Here is a 19,032-nt window from a genome sequence, read left to right on the forward strand (position 1 = left end):
TCCCCATTGCGCTGATGACCTATCGTATATTTTTCTGTATTAATATATTTATTCAGTTCAAGTCCATTATAGAACTACTTTTTTTAAAAATGAAGACTATATCTTTCCAACCATGCATTCATTTGAATCAAATAAGCGTATAATTGCGGGGTAGACATCAGCTGTCCAAACCAAGGTGTAGACGGCGTATTGTTTGATTTTAAAAGGTTTTTCAGGTATTGTGTGTGAACCAATGATTGAATTGGGGCCTTCGTATCCGACAAAATATTCCATAAAGAATTTTTTAATAATTTTTCATACTGTGGATGATAAGTTTTCGGATATGGACTTTTTTTCCTCCACAATATTTCCTTGGGAAGCAATCCAGTTGACGCGTCTCTTAAAAGTGCTTTTGTTACTTGATTATGATATTTATATTCCCATGGTACATTATAAATATATTGCACTAAGCGATGATCTGCAAAAGGTACTCTGACTTCTAAACCACTTGCCATCGTCATTCTATCTTTCCGATCCAGAAGTGTCGTCATAAACCATCTGATATTCAGATAACTAATTTCTCTTTGCCTGATTACTTCTACCGATTCATTACCTAATTGAGGGGTCGCTTTTATGGTCTTCTCATACTGTGCTGAAATATATTCTTCTAAGTGCAATTCTTCTCTTAAATTAGGCGACAGAACAGACAAACGAGTCTGAATATTGGATGACCAAGGAAAAGTCCTGGTACTATATGATTTTGGATTTCGAAACCACGGATAACCCCCAAAAATTTCATCAGCACATTCTCCTGATAGACAAACTGTATGATTTTCTTTTATTTTTCTGCAAAAATATAATAAAGAAGAATCCACATCTGCCATACCCGGAAGGTCTTTTGCTAACATAGCAGGTATTAATTCATCATACAAGTTTTCTATCTCACATTCTAAATAATGATGGTTGGATTGAATGAATTTTGTCATCATATCAACATATGGTCTGTCTTGTGATGGCTGAAAATCAGAAGCCTTGAAATATCTGCTGTTTCCGGCAAAATCAAAAGAATAGGTATCTAACGTCTCTCCCTGTTCTTTTTTTACTTGCGAGGCTATAGATGAAACAATACTTGAGTCAATTCCTCCCGACAATAAAGTACAAATAGGTACATCACTGACTAATTGTCTTTTAATGGAATCTAAAAGTAGTTCTCTGGTATGGCTGACTGTTTCTTCATAAGTTTCTTCATGTTCTACTGCTTGAAGCTCCCAATAAGGGTATACTCTCATGCCACTGTAATCAATTCTCGCGCAGTATCCTGGTGGAACTTCATGAATCCCTTTAAATACTCCACAACCCGGACTCCTTGCCGGGCCCAGACCAAAAATTTCGCATAGACCGTACCCATCTAATTCGGGTTTTATGTCCGAATTTGCAAAAATCGCTTTTATTTCAGATGCAAATATGACCTGTTCTTGATTACAATAATAAAAAAGCGGCTTAATACCGAAACGGTCCCGACACATAAAACAAGTCTTTAAAACACTATCCCAAATGGCAAAGGCAAAAATTCCGTTAAACTGCTCTACACATTTTTCACCGTATTCCGCATAAGCTAATAAAACCACTTCCGTATCTGAAGTAGTATTAAAATGATATCCTTTTTGTGTTAACTCTCTTCTTACTTCTTCTGTATTGTATAATTCACCATTATATATAATGCAGATCTGCTCATTCCCTTTTTTATACACCATCGGCTGTATCCCTCTCTCAGGATCCATTACAGCCAGACGTGCATGGACAAACGCTGCGTGTTCCCCTATGTATGTACCTGAATCATCAGGTCCTCTATGACGAATTGTTTGTCCCATTTTCTCGACAATTAAATTATACTCTTTTTTATGTTTTCTTAAATCATAATGAAAATTACATATTCCTGCAATTCCGCACAAATTTTACCGCCTCCTTTTCTATATTAGTATGATATGGGTTTTAATCAAATGTGTGATTTTTTAATCACTGACTCCTTTGTTCGGTAATATCAACGCAATAATCATAAATATGATTCCTAAACCCAGCATCCCTTCCTCTCCCATTGAAAACAACCCGGGAATATCATCGGATATCTGAAAAAATGTGAGTGAATGAAATTGGAACAAACGAAAAAATCCGATTTCATGCCACCAAGAGTATGTGATAGTATAAAAAAACGCTCCAGTGAGCCCACCTATTAAAGTAAAAATTCCACATTTTATGGAATCCGATCCTATGGAAGCCATACAACTATCAGGATTGGTACCTGCCCATCCAAAACCCAATCCGAATAATAGAGCTCCAAGTACCACTCCTAAATGTGTACTGCCAATATTTAAGTGTGATTTATCAAAAATTCCAATCATACAAGAAGCCGCCAATAGCACACTTGAAACTCCTAACGCAAACAGATATATTTTCAGCATATTCATATTTTCTAATTTTAGCATATTCAATGTTTTTTTAGGATTGGAGGCACCCATCCAATATAAGCCGACTCCCAGTAAGCCTCCTAATATTATTGCAACTACGTATTTCATGTAATCTCTCCTTTATCCTTTATGCGCTCTTATCATATCCACTGACAATTGCAACCGGAATAGCAACTGCAAATACAATTGCTGCAAATAAATATGCACTAATACTTCCTTGCATCAAAGCACTTAAAATTTGACCGTCTATGTCTGCATTTGCTAATTCTGCTCCATATAGCAGCAAAATTCCTGCCAAAAATGCTCTTAAAAATTTCCTTGACCGCTTCCACCTTACCTTTGTAATCTCAATAAACTCTTCTTCATAAGTAATTTGTCTCTTATTTTTTCTCGCATACATTTTTTCCTGTTTTGATAAAAATAAATGCGCAATAATTGCGCCAATTGGTATAGAAAACAGAAAAATCAAATCATAATTCCAAGGGTTTTTAATTTTTTCGGCAAGTTCTCCTTCATTTTTATCAAAATACAGATTACTGCTTCGATACCCTGAACTTCTATGTGAATCTTCTCTGATCAAGGAAGGTTCCGCTAAATGATAGAGTATACCGCTAATCATACTATATTGTTTGGATATACCAATCGGTTTCACCATAAAAATTGCAAGAAAAAAAACAATTCCTAAAAAAAAAGCTTTACTAATCCATCTTTCTTTCTCTTCCATAAAAAAATCACCTGTACTAATCTATTTGATATGTTTAGTATAGGTGAAAATCAGTTAATTATTCTTCAAGTAGAAAAATATTATGCAACGGTTCATCCACCTAATGTTACATCCTGCTTTTGATACCATGCTAATGCATTTGCGAATTGTTCTTCCTTAAAATCAGGCCACAAATCTTTTATAATATAGAAATCAGCATAAACAGACTGCACAGGCAGAAAACCTGATAAACGGCACATCCCTCCCCAGCGGATTATCATATCAATTCGAGAGACCTCTTTTGATTTGACACCATCGTTCAAATCCCATTCCCATCCGTAATTCACCAGGAAATTTACTCTTATCTTTTCCTGATTGATATGATTACCTCTTTTTGTGTACGCTAACAGTTCTTTAGGAAAGCATTCGGATTCGGTATTTCCAATTACCAGAAGCGATACATCTTCTTTCTCTATCATTTTGACGGCTTCAACACAAGCCTCTTGAAATGCTTTCACCTGTTCCTTAGGACGTTTACAATTATCAACCGTAAAGCCATAATAAGTAATCTCTTTTACACCATATTTCTTAGCTTCCCGCAAAAGCTTCAGTCCAGGGGTCAGACCATATTCGTACCCATCTTCTTTTTTCAGACCGTTTGCTTTCGCCCATCTTCTGTTACCATCTGGAATAATGCCTATATGTCTGGGAATTCTCATAATTACACTCCTTAGTATTTTTTCTATTAGAAGTATTCCTCATTATTCCAATTTTATCAATTATTTGGTAATTTTTTTAGAGGAAGAAATCTTAGGACAAAATCCTTAAGATTTCTTCCTTATCATTTACAGATTAACTTTTTTTCGGTTTCGTAAATATTGATCTGCTAGAAGTAATATTATCTAAAGATTCCGTATTGCAACCACATTTACGTTTTCTTACAGTTCCAATTCCATCTGCGGGTATTGCCGGTTCGGAACAATCACACTCAACTTCAGTAACTTCACCACATTGTACCTTTGCATCACCTGTTTCAATTACAGCTCCAAATGAAATTGGTATTCTAATGCATAATCTTTGCGTAACTGTAAAGAAACAGCTTCCTGAAGCTCCCGGACATGATGTCCCTCCATTAACTATAGTTGGCTCACCACAACAGGTTGCTGTAGCTTCTCCCGGATCTGCAAAAGGAGTTATTTTTACTGGAACACAAACCGTTTCAATCTGATAAAATACAGAATCACAACCCGGTCCCAAACTACAAACCGGACCACAAATAGCCAAACCTGTTGCTGTAGTATTCGCACCAAATAAACATACGTTGACTGGGCCAACTTCGTATGTCTGATTTAATTCATAGCAAACCTGCATTGTCCCTCCTGCTTTATTCAGTCCAAAATCAAATTTAAGACCTAAACAGCCTGTTGGATTATCAGGATTAGCAGGCGTTTTTATTTCAACATTTTCACCCAAAATTACTTCTTGTGGAATTCCATCAATTACAACCGTTACAGATGCAATCGTATCCAGTGTAATATTCTCACAAATACCAAATAAAAAGTGACTTAAGTCGCCAAATTCACTCGTATCTTCTCCTACCCCTACAATATCATAACAAAACTTTTGTAATTCACCAGCTTCTGGAAAAAGAATTGAATCCTCCAAATTTAAAGTAAAACGAAATGGCAAAATAACGTCGCCTATAACCGTAGAATAATCAACTGTATTACTACATTCCTGTCTGGTTACCATAATATTTATCCTCTCCTAAAAATTAACTACATGGTTGGAATATAATATGATGATTTTTTTAGAATTGTCACAAATTTTTTAATATTTTATACAATAAAAAAACTGTCCTTAATCTTAAATTTCAGATTAAGGACAGCAATTACTATATTTCTACCCACATACATTTTACAGCTTATACATTACTGAAGTTATAATTATTAGCACGCTGCCAAGCCTGCTGTGTCTGTTGTTGAGAATCTGCAGTAGAATCCTTTTTACACCAGCAATTCACATAGCAGCTATAACATCTTACATAAGCTGTTACATTATTCATCGGCTTTTCAAAACGCTTGTTCAATTGTTTCATAAATATGCTCCTTTCAAATTACATTAGGATATTATTCTTTTTGCCAAGTTGTGAATTGTAAATATTGTATAATTACTCTTTTCCAATATTTTATATACCGGATAATGATAGTTTTTCTCTAATTCCTCTAAAACATACAGCCAGTCAACCAAAATCACCTGATTTTTTTCACTCAGTAAATTAGAATTTATATCTTCAATTTTTTTACCACATATTTTATAGATGGTATTTTGTATCCGTTTTTCAACATCCTCTAACTCTTCTATCATTTTTTTAACTCCTATAAACTATTAACATTCTGTTCTAATAACTGAATCAGTGATTCAATTACTTGTTTCGCTCCACATATATCAGTTATATTAATCATACGCAAACTATTTTGATCTATTTGCGGATAATGCTTTTCCAAAAATTCATCACCTAAAAAATAGAACTCAAATACTTTATCTGCTGGAGAATATTCTACTCTTTGGGCTGCCACACAAAATGCCTCTACGGGAAAACTATATTTTTGCATACAATAATTTTGTAAATTCTTAAGATATTCCTCCTCCATATTTTCAGCATAATAAAGATTCAAAATTCCAATATCAGACGGTACCGCATACGACATAATGGAAGGAATCTCCCCAAAATAATTGTAATAGTGTTCACCCAAAGGCATAACTCCACTTGGGTAACCTATTATAATTACATCCGGATTCTGACTTTTGCAAATATCATAAACATAATGATTGAATTGAATAATTTTTTCTTGATATGAAAACTCTTTCCCAAATAACATATCAGGCAGGCTATACATTCCAAACAGACTCCCCAAAATATTCGTTGAAAAAGTAAGTGGTCGGTATCCCATCTCACTAACAACTTGGTTCACCAAGATCTGCGTTTCAAATTTACTGCATTTTTCTCCTAAGCCTGCAATTGCAATCACAGGAATCGGTAGTTCTAATAAACGATTAGTATTATATACATTTTTCATAATATAATCGTTTTTCAAAATACATTCTGGCCTTAATCTGTTTTTTTTCAACAGTTGATCGTTCAATTTATTAAAAAGTGCTCTGCTCAAAAGAATTTCTTTTTTATTTTTCACAGCCTCCTCTATGGCAAATGAATATTGTTCTGAAATATACTCGCCCATTGGATCACATAAATATAAAATTTGTGCAAAATCCAACACAGACTTGAGATTTTGAGATTCCATAAACTTATGTTTCTTTTGAAGCTTTTCCATGATAAGAGAATGTTCTTTAAAAGATACTGCACCTGTAATATGATAATCCATTAACCACTCCTTATATTTCAACAATATTTCTACATCGTGGTTGTATGGATAGACCACTAAATTCTTCACAATGCTGCCTCACTTTCTACCAATGGCTCATACCCAAATTCTCTTAAAACACAGATTTCGTAAATATCATCAATGATTCTGTTTTTCTCTGCATCACATTTTTCAAGTTTACTTTTTTTACAAACAGAACAATCTTCACTTAATTCAAATTGATCTGCACAAATTGAGCAGTTTTGGAGAATCCAGCAATCTTTACATTCTTCTTTCGTAATCTCACCTATATTTAATAGTTTTTTCATTTTCTCTAACGAAAATCCTGTATCTAAGGAGCCAATACAGTAAAAATCTGAGGTTTCACTTACTTTTTCACATGGAAAAAATTTTCCTTCTGTGGATACAAATAACCTTCTTATTCCAGGCATACAGGGACCATTATGATGAAATTTTTTTAAAATTGGATAATGTTTATTTAAAATACTATAAAACTCCTTATTTTGTACAGAAGCGTCTAACATTAATTTACTAACACTATCTTTTGAAACTTTCCCTATTAACATTAGCAGTAATTTTAAATATTCATATTTTCTTATAATATTGTAACTTTCATCATAATCCATATTTACTTTTAATCCATCCGGACTTACACTATTAAATATAATATGATTATCCCCTAATATATCATCTGTATTAAAGAATTCCATAACACAACTTAAATTTGCCTTTGGATTAATTACGGTATTAAACATGATTTTCTTACCATATTCAGGGTAATTTTCTTTGATTCTTTTTACATGAGCCATGATAATATCAAAAGAACCTTCTCCCGAAAGAAATTTCCGGTTCATATCATGTTCTTGTTTTGAACCATCCAAACTAATCATTAATTGAAACTCTTTTTCCCATAAAAAAGAAACTACTTCATCCGTTAATAAGGTACCATTTGTAGTTATTCCAAAAGTCAACTCTTTACCTTCCACTCTGCTTTTTGCATATTCTACACATTTTTTGATTAAATCAAATTCTAATAACGGTTCTCCTCCATAAAAAGAGATATGGATTTTATCCATCTCTAATGTTCGCTCTACAAAAAAATCAATTGCCTTTTTTGCCGTCTCTAAATCCATTGTTTTATTGGAATGTTGTCTATTATTTTCATAAATTCCAGAATACGCACAATAACTACACCGCAAATTGCACTGCTGTGTAACCTGTAAGATTAATTGATATAAGCGGTTCATTGAATGATGTTCTAAATAAATCATAGCCGGATGCTCAATTTCTTCTATTATATTTTCCTGCAATACGCCCATTTTTTGATACTTTTGAAAAATATCGCTTTCATCAGCTTCCAATACTCCATTTTCAATACGACAAAATTCATTATATTCACTTTCTGATACGGAAAATACAGTATTGGTATGTCTATCATAAACATAGTATTGTTTTGGAGTTTTGAAGCATTTGAAAATGTATTTTTTCAATTTTAATCCCTCTCTTACTTTTCTTTAATATAATAGGATAACCTATATAAGAAAAAAAATTCCCAGTGTTTACCGGAAATTTTTTTATATTATTGGATTAAATTTATTGCTTTTCGTAAAGTCTTCTCATCGATCGCTCTTTTTGTATAAGTAGAGATATTTCCCTCAGCATCAATAAAATAAGTAGTAGGTATTGAAAAAACCTGATAAATATTAGCTGCTTCCAGTTTTTTATCAAAATATACCGGAAAAGTATAGCCTTGCTCTTCTATATAGGATATTGCCTTTTCCTGCGTTTCCTTCTTTCCATCGGTCATATTTATCATCATAAATTCAACCTCGGTTCCTAATTCGTCAAAAACATTTTGGAAATCACTCATTTCCGATCTGCACGGAGGACACCAGCTCGCCCAAAAATTTAAAACAACCGGTTTACCTTTCTTACTTTCTAAATTGACTGTATTCCCATCCTCATCATATACTTTAAAATCAGGAGCTTTATACTTTTCATCTGTTGTCTGACCATTGGTTTCTTTGTTGTCTGAGATCTGCCATTTGTCTTGTTCTTTATACTTATTAGTAAATACTTTATATGCCCAAGTACTTCCTCCAATCAAAACAAGCATTGCTACAATCAAGATAATCAGTTTCAAATATTTATTCATGCTATCTCCTTTCAAAAATAATTACAATTACCTAACTTAAAAATGATAAAAAATATCCCATATATCCCGTCATCATAGCAATTCCAACTATTAACAAAAAAATACCAGCTATTTTATTAATTATATTGTAATGCTTTTTAATAAAATCAAATGTCCCTTTCATTCTGTCTATCAGAAACGCACTTACAATAAAAGGAATTCCAAGACCTATGGAATATGCAATCAGCATAAATATTCCTTGTAATGCTGAACCCTGTTTTGAGGCAAGCATAAGTGCAGAACCTAAAAATGCTCCTACACAAGGGGTCCAGCCAATGGAAAATACAATACCAAAAATAATGGATGTTACAAATCCGTTTCCTTTATTTTCAAACTGTAATTTATGAGTACTGTTCAAAAAATTTATTTTGATAATTCCCAGAAAGTTAAGTCCTAAAACAACAACAACACTTCCGGTTATAATATTTACTATATTACGATGTCCTCTTACCAGACTTCCAAGACTTCCTGCAAAAGCTCCTAATGAGACAAAAACAATTGTAAATCCTATAACAAAACCGACCGCATTGATTAATGTTTTTTTCTTATTTTCACTTCCTCTTGCAAAATACGTAATGTACAGAGGTATCATCGGTAATAAGCATGGAGAGATAAATGTAATGATCCCCTCTAAAAAAGATATTAAATATGGCAACTTCACATCTCCTTTCTTTTTATTCTCTCAAATTTAACTTGCATAAATATTATAGTTATCTCATAAATATCTGTCTGTGATTAAATCACTTAATTCCATTTTATTTTATTATTTATTTTACATTCTACAATATTTTATAAGTAATATATTTATAAACTATAAATACATTTTTCTTTATTTTATTTTTATTTATTATTCATACGATTTTTACTACCTCGTCACACACCATTCACAATTTTTGGATATACTATTTTTAGCTCCAAAAGGAGTCACATTTTATAATTTTATGAGGCAACCGATATAGCTTGCAAATGCACTTGGTCGACTTGCTTCGCCTAATAATTATCACCTTTATATAGATAAGAGTTTTGAACTCTCTCCTTTAAAAAAATGCAATCATACGATTGCATTTTTTTCGCTCTATTCTTTATTTAAAAAGAAAAACGCATCTATTCTATTTTTTGTATCAAACATCTGATTATACTGTAAATATCGATATTCTTTAATTTTTTCATAATATGGAGATTTCATGTCATCAAATTCATAAAACTTTCCATCGGAACCAAAATATCCGAATGCATTAATAACCGGTATTTCATGATACAAATCTAATAAATATTCTTGATAAGCAGTTTTTTGAACACCCGCTATGTCCATAAGGTGCGAGGAAAGGTAATTCAAACTTGTTTTTTCAATCTTTTTCTTATCTATTTCATAATTAGCCCAGATAATAAATGGTACCTGATAATTGTATAGTTTTTCACTGCTGCCATCTCTTTCTGACAATCTTTTTTGAAACTTTGCAATTAACGGTTGATGATCACCATACATCACTATTATTGTTGGTCGATCCACTTTCTCAAAATATTTGATTAAATATTCAAATGCTGAATCCGATTTTTTAATTAAATTGAGATAATTTTCGACTTCATTCACCTGAAATTGTTCTTGATTTAGCTCTTTATCTGTAACTTTAATGATTCTGGGTAGATTATCATAATTCGTTGAATAACCTCCATGGTTCTGCATCGTTACATTAAACATATAAAATGGAGCGGAAGATTCTTTTTGTGAATTCTCATATTCTTCAATTACTTTATTAAAATCCTCCTTATCTGAAATATACTTTCTCACCAATTCCGGATCCTTAAATGCATCCCTTGTAATAAATGAATCAAAACCCAATAACGGATATGCTTTATTACGCCCCCACCCTTCTGGTTTATATGGATGTAAAGCACTGATTCCGGAATATCCCTGATCCCTAAATATATAATTGATACTCGGGATTTTCTTCTTTACATACAACTGAAGAGGTACCGAGGATTTTGGGAAAAATGCTAACGTAGTGCCTGTCAAAAATTCAAACTCAGAATTCGCAGTTCTTCCACCTAAAACGGAAACATACGCCTTCCCCTTTATTGTGTTTTCTTTTAAACTTCTGAAAAACGGAAGATAATCCTGATTGACCTTAAAATCTCCAATCATACTAAAATCTGAGAAAGCTTCATTCATAATAACAATCACATTTGGACTTTCTGCTGATATTTGACTTTCTTTTTCTTTTTTTTCAATATAAGGCTGAGTAATTTCTCTTACTTTTTCAACCGTATACCCATCCGGTTTTTCTGGAAATAAAAATTTACCACTAATCGCCAGCGTTAATGCGGTTCCTATCTTCCGATACGTCTTTTGGGGATTCCATATACTAATTCCGTAATTCCACTTCACGGTTTGATTCGTTAAATAAAAAGTATTAACAAAATAACCTGCCAACAATAGAAATACTGCTAAATTAGCAACCCGGATTTTCCAGTTCAGCTTTTTATGATACTTCACTTTACATATAGCAACAGAAAACAATAAATAGGAAAAAAATATGAAATAATCCATCTCCCGCATTTTAAAATGATACTCATCTGCTACACTTGCTGCTGTTGAAATCGCTGCAAAATCAGAAACAACTAAAGCAGAACCTCGAAACACACATACATTAAAACTTATAATACCAAATAAAAAGCTTGTCCAAAGCAATATCAATGGTGCGATTTTGACTCTATTTGTAATAAGCAGAAATAATAATAATAAAGTAATATAAATAAATAGATTCAAAAATATACTTAACAACTCCATTTTAAAGAAGAATGTCCCATTAAAAAACTCAATCAGTGCATAACTTACTAATGGAGATAACCAAAACAAAATCCATGCTAAAATCTGATTCCATTTCTCATTTAACGGATTTTTTATCCATATTAATGCTATTGATGCTATTACAAGCACACTACAACATAATTTCTTTATATTAAATATTGTAAAACTTCCGTAAGAAAGCAGTTTTAAATATAAAATCAGTATTACTATTGTAATCAAAACTTTAATGATATTCTTACGTATATCTTTATTAAAACTCATTTTTTCCTCCTAATAATTTCTCATTCAAAAAATCCTTCCTAAATTAAACTACTCTCAAAAAAATAATTTGTCAACTAATTTTTAATTTCGTTAACTATTTTTTTCCTATATACTTCCCTCAAAATGCTTAAATAACACAAAGAAAAGGATAAAGCCCTTCGACCTTATCCCAGTTATTATGACAACCTCATTTTAAAATCTTCATAACTAAACGTTTTAATTACATCGACCTTATCCCCCTCTTGAATCGCTATGGAAGGAAGAGGCATTCCATTAAATGTGTTATTCTTGACCATACTATAAATTGCCATATCATAAAACACTATTTTATCTCCAGGCTTCAAATTATAATCAAATGAATAATCTCCTATGATATCTCCTGCCAGACAAGTAGGTCCTGCCAATCGATAGGTAACCTTTTTTTCACCCGGATCTCCTGCTCCCTCTATTTCAGGTCTATATGGCATCTCCAACACATCAGGCATATGACAGGCTGCTGACGTATCCAAAATAGCGATTTCCATACCATTTTTCATAACATCTAATACGGTAGCCACCAGATAACCTGCCTGCAAAGCAACTGCTTCTCCCGGTTCCAAATAAACTTCGACTTCATATTTTCTTTTTATAGAATGGATGCAAGAAATTAATTTCTCAATATCATAATCCGTTCTAGTAATATGATGACCACCACCAAAATTAATCCACTTCATTTGAAACAACAAGTCTCCAAATTTTTCTTCTACAACTTTTAAAGTTCTCTCCAGAACATCTGCATTCTGTTCGCACATTGTATGGAAATGTAGACCTTCAATCCCTTTTAAATCCGCATCTTTCAAATTCTCTAATGTCGTTCCCATTCTGGAATTCGTAAAACAAGGATTATAAATATCCGTTTCTATCTCTGAATACTCCGGATTCACTCTTATTCCGCAACTGATTCTTTTCTTTGCATTCTCTACCATATGACGGAAACGGTTCCATTGAGCCGGAGTATTAAATACAATATGGTCGCAAATCTTTACAAGCTGTTTCATGTCCGTTTCTTGATAAGCAGGCGAAAAAACATGAACCTCTTTTCCGCTCATTTCTTCAGATCCCAGTCTGGCTTCATATAGTCCGCTTGCTGTCGTTCCACTTAAATATTCACCAATAAACGGATAAAGTTTATACATAGAAAAAGCTTTTTGAGCCAAAAGAATATGCGCACCTGTAGATTCAGAAACATGTTTTAAAGTATCTAAATTCTTTTTCAATTTATCTTTATCAACTATATAACAGGGAGTTGGTACTGTATATAAATCCATCTTTATTTCCTCTTGAACTAAATTTATTAATCAACCAATACAGGATTGAAATCTTCTTTCCATGGTAATCCCCATTGATTCAAAGCATCCATAAATGGATCCGGGTCAAACTCTTCCACATTATAAACACCCGGATTTTTCCATGTTCCATTCATTACCATCATAGCACCAATCATTGCGGGGACACCTGTGGTATATGATATCGCTTGCGAACCTACTTCCTTGAAACACTCTTGGTGATCACAAATATTATATACATAATAAGTTTTTTCTTGTCCATCTTTTAATCCTTTAAAGATGCATCCTATATTCGTTTTACCTACTGTTCTTGGACCTAATGTAGATGGATCCGGCAATACTGCTTTAAGAAATTGTAACGGAACAATTTGCTTTCCTTCAAATTCGATTGGCTCAATGGAAGTCATTCCTACATTCTCTAAACATTTTAAATGAGTCAGATAACTTTGACCGAATGTCATAAAGAAACGGATTCTCTTAATTCCCTTAATATTAAGCGCTAGAGATTCCAGTTCTTCATGATGTAGCAGATACATATCCTTTTCTCCAACTTGATCAAAATTGTAGACTTTTTTTATTTCCATCGGTTCTGTTTCAACCCAACGTCCATTCTCCCAATAGCTTCCATTGGCACTCACTTCTCTAATATTTATTTCTGGATTAAAGTTCGTTGCAAATGGATAACCATGGTCGCCGCCATTACAATCTAATATATCTATTTCATGAATTTCATCAAAATAATGTTTTGCTGCATATGCAGAAAAGACACCGGTAACACCCGGATCAAATCCACATCCCAAAACTGCTGTAATACCTGCCTGTTCAAAACGCTCTCTATATGCCCACTGCCAGCTATATTCAAATTTCGCAGTATCTTCCGGCTCGTAATTAGCAGTATCCAAATAATGAGTTTTTGTAGCCAGACATGCATCCATAATAGTCAGATCCTGATATGGTAAAGCCACATTAATTACGATGTCGGGCTGATATTCATTGATTAATGAAATCAATTCTTCCACTTTGTCTGCATCGACCTGTGCCGTTGTAATCTTAGTCTTTCCACCATCCAATTTTGCTTTCAATGCGTCACATTTTGACTTTGTTCTGCTTGCAATACAGATTTCCTCAAAAACTTCTGCATTTTGACAACATTTATGCACAACTACACTGGCTACGCCTCCGGCTCCTATAATTAACGCTCTACCCATTTATCATTCCTCACTCTCTCTTATTTTATCTTATATTTCCAGCAGCTCCATCACATAATTGGGAAGATAAAAAGCTCCCTGATGCAGCTTTGTATTATAGTATCTGGTTTGTATCCCTAAATTATTCCATTTTTCATCATCTAAATCCTTGATTGGATCATATTTCTTTGACGCAAATCCAAATAACCAGTGTCCTGATGGATAAGATGGTATATGACATTGATAAACTGTACTATATGGAAAAGAAAATTGTATATGTTTATGTGCCATTTGAACACTTCTGGCATGTTGTTCATAATAAGGACTCTCATGCTGATTAATCAATATTCCGTCTTCTTTCAATGCCTTCCAGCAGATTCCATAAAACTCACGGGTAAACAACCCTTCTGCCGGACCGTAAGGATCAGCACAGTCTACTATGATCAAATCGTATTCGTCATAAATTCCTCTTGCAAAACGAATTCCTTCTTCAAAATGAATCTTAACTCTCTTATCTGACAGGCTGTCTGATACCTCAGGAAAAAATTCTTTACAGATTCGAACGACCTCTGCATCTACTTCAACAACATCTATCTGTTCAATGGTATCATATTTGGTAAGCTCTCTTGCTGAACCACCGTCACCCCCGCCAATCACCAATACTTTTTTCACTTTGGGATGAACTGCCATAGGTACATGGACCGCCATTTCATGATATATAAATTCATCACGTTCAGTAATCATGAGCTCACCATCTAATACCAGAACTTTTCCATAATCATACGTTTTCAATAAATTTATTTTTTGATAGAAACTTTCTAAACTCACTAATTCCTTCTCCACTTTCATGGAAAAACGGACATTATCCGTATGTTGATCTGTATACCATAGTTCCATTTCATCCTTCCCTTCCCATATTTTTCTTATTTTACTACATTGATATACTCTATGTTCATATCTTCTGTACCAGTCATAAAACAGCCTTTTTCTTTGGCATAATTGGTATAATTAAGTATATCATCCGTAATCTTCTCTCCTGGTGCTAATATAGGGATTCCCGGAGGATAACACATTACAAATTCCCCACAGATCCTTCCACTACAATCATTTAAAAGCAAGGATTCTTTCTCTGCGTAAAATGCCTCTTGTGGTCCCATCACAATTTTGGGATTGATATATTCATGATCGAATAGTCCTGCTTTATCCCGCTTATAAATCCTTTTGATCTCAGATAATGCAGCAATTAATCTTTCTATCTCTAAATTTCTATCCCCAGCCGAAATGATAGCCAGTATATTACCAATATCTCCAAATTCAATTTGAATCCCATAATCATCTCTTAATATATCATAAACTTCAATTCCTGCAAGACCAATATCTCTTGTATGAATAGAAAGTTTTGTTTGATCAAAATCAAAAGTTAAGTTTCTATCGACCAACTCTTCACCAAATGCATAATAACCTTCCATGCGGTTGATCTCTTCTCTTGCATAGTCCGCCATCTGAAGCATTCTTGCAAACATCTCTTTTCCATTTTTGACAAGATTCTTTCTGGCTATATCCAGAGAAGAAAGTAATAGATAAGAAGCACTCGTTGTTTGTGTAAGATTAATGATCTGACGCACATAATCTGCGTTTACCGTATTTTTAGTCAAAAGTAAGGAACTTTGTGTAAGTGAACCTCCGGTTTTATGCATACTGACAGCTGACATATCTGCTCCAGCGGCCATTGCTGAAATCGGTAAATTTTCACCAAAATAAAAATGTGTTCCGTGAGCTTCATCCGCTAATACTAACATTCCATGCTTATGAGCCAGTTTCACAATCTCTACTATATTGGAGCAAATACCATAATAAGTCGGATTGTTGACCAAGATTGCCTTGGCATCCGGATTCTCTAATATCGTCCGTTCCACATCTTCCATCGTCATTCCCAATGGAATCCCTAAATGTTTATTAATACCGGGGTTTATGTAAACAGGTATGGCTCCGTTAATAACAAGTGCATTAATAGCAGACCGATGAACATTTCTAGGCATAATGACTTTGTCTCCTGCTTTGCAGACAGACATAATCATTCCCTGGACAGCTGCTGTAGTACCATTTACAATAAAAAATGCCTCATCTGCGCCAAAGGCTTCTGCTGCTAGTTTTTGTGCTTCTTTTATCACAGAAGACGGATGACAAAGATTATCCAAAGGCTTCATTGAATTAACATCTAATTTCACACATGTTTCTCCCAAACATTGTTTCAATTCTTTATTCCCCCTGCCACCTTTGTGCCCAGGCACATCAAAATGTACAAGACGTTCCAGCCTTTGTTTCTCTAAGGCATCGAAAATAGGTAGATCTTCTTGTGTAAAAGATAACATCCCACACACCTCTTTCTAAAAATAGTAAGTAACATTGTAAAGCATAATCACTCTAAATACAATATACAAATTGATTATTTTTAAACATTATTTATACCTTATTTTATACAAAAATTTATAACACTATTTTAATGTAATTGTATCGTAGCTTTTTGGTCTTCTATCCCGAAAAATTCCCCAGCTCAGACGTTTCTCTTCCACATCATCTAAATCAAAAGAAGTCAGGATGATTTCTTCTTTGTCCCTGGCCGCCTCTTTCACTATTTCACCGGTTTCATCCGTAATGAAGGAAGAACCGTAAAAAGAAAGCGAAGACTCTTGACCTGCATTTTCTTTACAAGGCTCAATTTTTTCTGTGCCTATCCGGTTCGCAGCAATAACAGGAACCAGGTTCGCTCCTGCATGCCCCTGCATACATCTTCTCCAATGAGGCATACTGTCTGTTTCTAGAATCGGTTCTGAACCAATTGCTGTAGGATAAAATATTAACTCTGCTCCATTAAGTGCAAGACATCTGGCCGTTTCCGGAAACCACTGGTCCCAACAGATACCTACCCCTATTTTGGCAAATTTGGTATCCCAAACTTTAAATCCTGTATCACCAGGGTTAAAATAAAATTTCTCCTGATAAAAATGATCGTCCGGAATATGGGTCTTACGATATACTCCAAGCATGGTTCCATCTGCATCAATAACTGCTGCTGAATTGAATAACCGATTGCCATCTCGTTCATAAAAACTGACTAAAATAACGATATTTAGTTCTTTCGATACTTCTATAAACCTTCTCACGGCCTCATTTTCAGAAACAGGCTGTGCATGATTATAGTACTCATATCTTTTTTCCTGACAAAAATATGGATATTCAAATAATTCCGGAAGCAAAATAATTTCTGCTCCCTGTTTAGCTGCCTTCCTCACCATGCTTTCTGCTTTATCTAAATTTTCTTTTCTATCATGACTACAAGCCATTTGTATCGCTGCGACCGTAACATTTCTCATTGTTAAAGTATCCGCCTTTCTATTCTATTGTTTCTGTTCACTTTTATGTTTAAAAGCCGGTATCTGCTGTGTGATACAATGTATATTTCCTCCACCAATCAAAATATCCCTGGCATCTATCTGTATCACTTCTCTTTCTGGAAACAGCCCTTCTAAAACGGCTTTTGCCTTTTCATCTGCCGGATCTTGAAACCCCGGCATAATCACTGCCTTATTCGCAATATAAAAATTGACATAAGAAGCTGCTAAACGTTCTCCTTCAACTCTTGTAGGTTCCCCGTCAAAATCAATGAGCCCCTCACATTCTTCTCCTACCAGTACAGGTTTCGGTAAAGGAAGTTTATGTACCTTCAACTTCCTTCCTCTGGCATCTGTCTCTCCTTCTAAAATATTCAGACAATCCAATGACATCTTATATTGCGGATCGTTGACATCCTCGTTCCAAGCCAAAACCACTTCTCCCGGTGCTGTGAATGCACAAATATTATCAATGTGCTCATTCGTCTCATCACGATAAATACCATGCTTAAGCCAGATCACTTTTTCTACGCCCAGATAATCTTTTAATTTTTCGGTAATCTGTTCTTTCGATAACTCAGGGTTCCTTCCTTTACTTAAAAGACAAGCTTCCGTCACTAATGCAGTACCCTCACCATCTACATGAATGGAACCGCCTTCCAGTACAAAATCTCTGGCATTATAAACGTCTATTTCCATTAAATCGCAAAACTTTCTCGCCATTTTATTATCTCGATCCCAAGGGAAATAGAGACCGTCTACAAGCCCGCCCCAAGCATTAAAGTACCAATCAATACCTCTGATACCTCCCTTTCCATCTATCACAAAGGTAGGCATATAATCCCTTGCCCAGGAATCGTCTGAGGACATTTCAATCACTCTGATTTGAGGTGGGAGCATCTGTCTAGCCGTTTCATATTGTTCAAAACTGGTACAGACGGTCACTTTTTCAGACCGTGAAATAGCTTCTGCTACCTTTACAAAGGCTTTTCTAGCTTCTACCGCACCATATTGCCAAGAATCTGCTCTTTCAGGCCATATTATAATGCAGCCGTAATGCGGTGCAAATTCAGCTGGCATATAATAACCATCGTCTTTTGGTTTGGTTTGTAATATATTCATATTCACTCCAATCTGTGCGCCTGTGCACATACAACTATTGAAAAGAATAAATTGTCATCTAATCTATAATTATTCTCAATACTCTATATTTTATCAGCTTATACTCTGCAATACAACTAAATTCTAAATCTATAGAATTATATTAAATACCTATACTTTTCTTTTCTATCTGTAAAAAACTCGATAAATTTGTACAAATATTCCGAGCA

The 19,032-nt window shown here is 34.1% G+C and carries 18 protein-coding genes; all 18 read right to left on the reverse strand.

Annotated elements, in window-relative coordinates; translation table 11 throughout:
* Positions 1 to 83: 83 nt before the first annotated feature.
* Complete coding sequence (gene asnB, locus DWV06_RS07880) at positions 84 to 1,931, reverse strand: asparagine synthase (glutamine-hydrolyzing) (RefSeq protein WP_115481636.1); 1,848 nt, start codon at positions 1,929 to 1,931, stop codon at positions 84 to 86.
* Between the two features lie 60 nt (positions 1,932 to 1,991).
* A complete protein-coding gene (locus DWV06_RS07885) occupies positions 1,992 to 2,552 on the reverse strand; it encodes a YeeE/YedE thiosulfate transporter family protein (RefSeq protein WP_115481637.1) in 561 nt (186 codons plus the stop codon).
* 19 nt (positions 2,553 to 2,571) lie between these two features.
* Positions 2,572 to 3,168, reverse strand: a complete 597-nt coding sequence (locus DWV06_RS07890) for a YeeE/YedE family protein (protein WP_115481638.1) — start codon at positions 3,166 to 3,168, stop codon at positions 2,572 to 2,574.
* Between the two features lie 92 nt (positions 3,169 to 3,260).
* Positions 3,261 to 3,866: an undecaprenyl diphosphate synthase family protein gene (locus DWV06_RS07895; RefSeq protein WP_115481639.1), complete on the reverse strand. Its 606-nt coding sequence runs from the start codon at positions 3,864 to 3,866 to the stop codon at positions 3,261 to 3,263.
* Positions 3,867 to 3,999: 133 nt separating this feature from the next.
* Entirely contained in the window at positions 4,000 to 4,899 is a 900-nt protein-coding gene (locus tag DWV06_RS07900; RefSeq protein WP_193726008.1) for a hypothetical protein, read from the reverse strand.
* 172 nt (positions 4,900 to 5,071) lie between these two features.
* Positions 5,072 to 5,245 (reverse strand): hypothetical protein, encoded by a 174-nt coding sequence (locus DWV06_RS18345; protein ID WP_155522622.1) that lies wholly within the window; start codon positions 5,243 to 5,245, stop codon positions 5,072 to 5,074.
* Positions 5,246 to 5,268: 23 nt separating this feature from the next.
* On the reverse strand, positions 5,269 to 5,514 hold the full coding sequence (locus tag DWV06_RS07905; RefSeq protein WP_115481640.1) for a hypothetical protein: 246 nt from the start codon (positions 5,512 to 5,514) through the stop codon (positions 5,269 to 5,271).
* Between the two features lie 11 nt (positions 5,515 to 5,525).
* Positions 5,526 to 6,602 (reverse strand): TIGR04066 family peptide maturation system protein, encoded by a 1,077-nt coding sequence (locus DWV06_RS07910; protein WP_162300606.1) that lies wholly within the window; start codon positions 6,600 to 6,602, stop codon positions 5,526 to 5,528.
* A complete protein-coding gene (gene ccpM / locus DWV06_RS07915) occupies positions 6,599 to 8,023 on the reverse strand; it encodes a Cys-rich peptide radical SAM maturase CcpM (protein WP_115481642.1) in 1,425 nt (474 codons plus the stop codon). Before ccpM ends, DWV06_RS07910 begins: the two co-directional genes overlap by 4 nt.
* Before the next feature lie 89 nt (positions 8,024 to 8,112).
* Complete coding sequence (locus tag DWV06_RS07920) at positions 8,113 to 8,688, reverse strand: TlpA family protein disulfide reductase (RefSeq protein WP_115481643.1); 576 nt, start codon at positions 8,686 to 8,688, stop codon at positions 8,113 to 8,115.
* Positions 8,689 to 8,719: 31 nt separating this feature from the next.
* Complete coding sequence (locus DWV06_RS07925; protein WP_334294005.1) at positions 8,720 to 9,388, reverse strand: cytochrome c biogenesis CcdA family protein; 669 nt, start codon at positions 9,386 to 9,388, stop codon at positions 8,720 to 8,722.
* 414 nt (positions 9,389 to 9,802) lie between these two features.
* Positions 9,803 to 11,797, reverse strand: a complete 1,995-nt coding sequence (locus DWV06_RS07930; protein WP_115481645.1) for an LTA synthase family protein — start codon at positions 11,795 to 11,797, stop codon at positions 9,803 to 9,805.
* A gap of 176 nt (positions 11,798 to 11,973) precedes the next feature.
* The gene (nspC, locus tag DWV06_RS07935; RefSeq protein WP_115481646.1) at positions 11,974 to 13,104 is read right to left on the reverse strand and encodes a carboxynorspermidine decarboxylase; all 1,131 of its coding nucleotides are present in this window, start codon (positions 13,102 to 13,104) and stop codon (positions 11,974 to 11,976) included.
* 26 nt (positions 13,105 to 13,130) lie between these two features.
* A complete protein-coding gene (locus tag DWV06_RS07940) occupies positions 13,131 to 14,330 on the reverse strand; it encodes a saccharopine dehydrogenase family protein (protein WP_115481647.1) in 1,200 nt (399 codons plus the stop codon).
* Between the two features lie 30 nt (positions 14,331 to 14,360).
* Positions 14,361 to 15,206: a polyamine aminopropyltransferase gene (gene speE / locus DWV06_RS07945; RefSeq protein ID WP_115481648.1), complete on the reverse strand. Its 846-nt coding sequence runs from the start codon at positions 15,204 to 15,206 to the stop codon at positions 14,361 to 14,363.
* A gap of 26 nt (positions 15,207 to 15,232) precedes the next feature.
* Positions 15,233 to 16,681 (reverse strand): aminotransferase class I/II-fold pyridoxal phosphate-dependent enzyme, encoded by a 1,449-nt coding sequence (locus tag DWV06_RS07950; protein WP_115481649.1) that lies wholly within the window; start codon positions 16,679 to 16,681, stop codon positions 15,233 to 15,235.
* 123 nt (positions 16,682 to 16,804) lie between these two features.
* Positions 16,805 to 17,683: an N-carbamoylputrescine amidase gene (gene aguB / locus DWV06_RS07955; RefSeq protein WP_115481650.1), complete on the reverse strand. Its 879-nt coding sequence runs from the start codon at positions 17,681 to 17,683 to the stop codon at positions 16,805 to 16,807.
* Between the two features lie 24 nt (positions 17,684 to 17,707).
* Positions 17,708 to 18,823, reverse strand: coding sequence for an agmatine deiminase (aguA, locus tag DWV06_RS07960; protein WP_115481651.1), 1,116 nt, complete (start codon positions 18,821 to 18,823; stop codon positions 17,708 to 17,710).
* Between the last annotated feature and the right edge of the window lie 209 nt (positions 18,824 to 19,032).

Origin of the sequence: Anaerosacchariphilus polymeriproducens, from assembly GCF_003363435.1 — a bacterium.
GTDB classification, from domain to species: domain Bacteria; phylum Bacillota; class Clostridia; order Lachnospirales; family Lachnospiraceae; genus Anaerosacchariphilus; species Anaerosacchariphilus polymeriproducens.

What these genes read in the sequence shown, in the direction of transcription:
- DWV06_RS07900 (WP_193726008.1), bottom strand. Translation starts at nt 4,899, where the DNA reads ATGGTAACCAGACAGGAATGTAGTAATACAGTTGATTATTCTACGGTT.
- DWV06_RS07940 (WP_115481647.1), bottom strand. Translation starts at nt 14,330, where the DNA reads ATGGGTAGAGCGTTAATTATAGGAGCCGGAGGCGTAGCCAGTGTAGTT.
- aguA (WP_115481651.1), bottom strand. Translation starts at nt 18,823, where the DNA reads ATGAATATATTACAAACCAAACCAAAAGACGATGGTTATTATATGCCA.
- DWV06_RS07890 (WP_115481638.1), bottom strand. Translation starts at nt 3,168, where the DNA reads ATGGAAGAGAAAGAAAGATGGATTAGTAAAGCTTTTTTTTTAGGAATT.
- DWV06_RS07930 (WP_115481645.1), bottom strand. Translation starts at nt 11,797, where the DNA reads ATGAGTTTTAATAAAGATATACGTAAGAATATCATTAAAGTTTTGATT.
- DWV06_RS07950 (WP_115481649.1), bottom strand. Translation starts at nt 16,681, where the DNA reads ATGTTATCTTTTACACAAGAAGATCTACCTATTTTCGATGCCTTAGAG.
- speE (WP_115481648.1), bottom strand. Translation starts at nt 15,206, where the DNA reads ATGGAACTATGGTATACAGATCAACATACGGATAATGTCCGTTTTTCC.
- DWV06_RS18345 (WP_155522622.1), bottom strand. Translation starts at nt 5,245, where the DNA reads ATGAAACAATTGAACAAGCGTTTTGAAAAGCCGATGAATAATGTAACA.
- DWV06_RS07920 (WP_115481643.1), bottom strand. Translation starts at nt 8,688, where the DNA reads ATGAATAAATATTTGAAACTGATTATCTTGATTGTAGCAATGCTTGTT.
- DWV06_RS07885 (WP_115481637.1), bottom strand. Translation starts at nt 2,552, where the DNA reads ATGAAATACGTAGTTGCAATAATATTAGGAGGCTTACTGGGAGTCGGC.
- aguB (WP_115481650.1), bottom strand. Translation starts at nt 17,683, where the DNA reads ATGAGAAATGTTACGGTCGCAGCGATACAAATGGCTTGTAGTCATGAT.
- DWV06_RS07905 (WP_115481640.1), bottom strand. Translation starts at nt 5,514, where the DNA reads ATGATAGAAGAGTTAGAGGATGTTGAAAAACGGATACAAAATACCATC.
- nspC (WP_115481646.1), bottom strand. Translation starts at nt 13,104, where the DNA reads ATGGATTTATATACAGTACCAACTCCCTGTTATATAGTTGATAAAGAT.
- DWV06_RS07895 (WP_115481639.1), bottom strand. Translation starts at nt 3,866, where the DNA reads ATGAGAATTCCCAGACATATAGGCATTATTCCAGATGGTAACAGAAGA.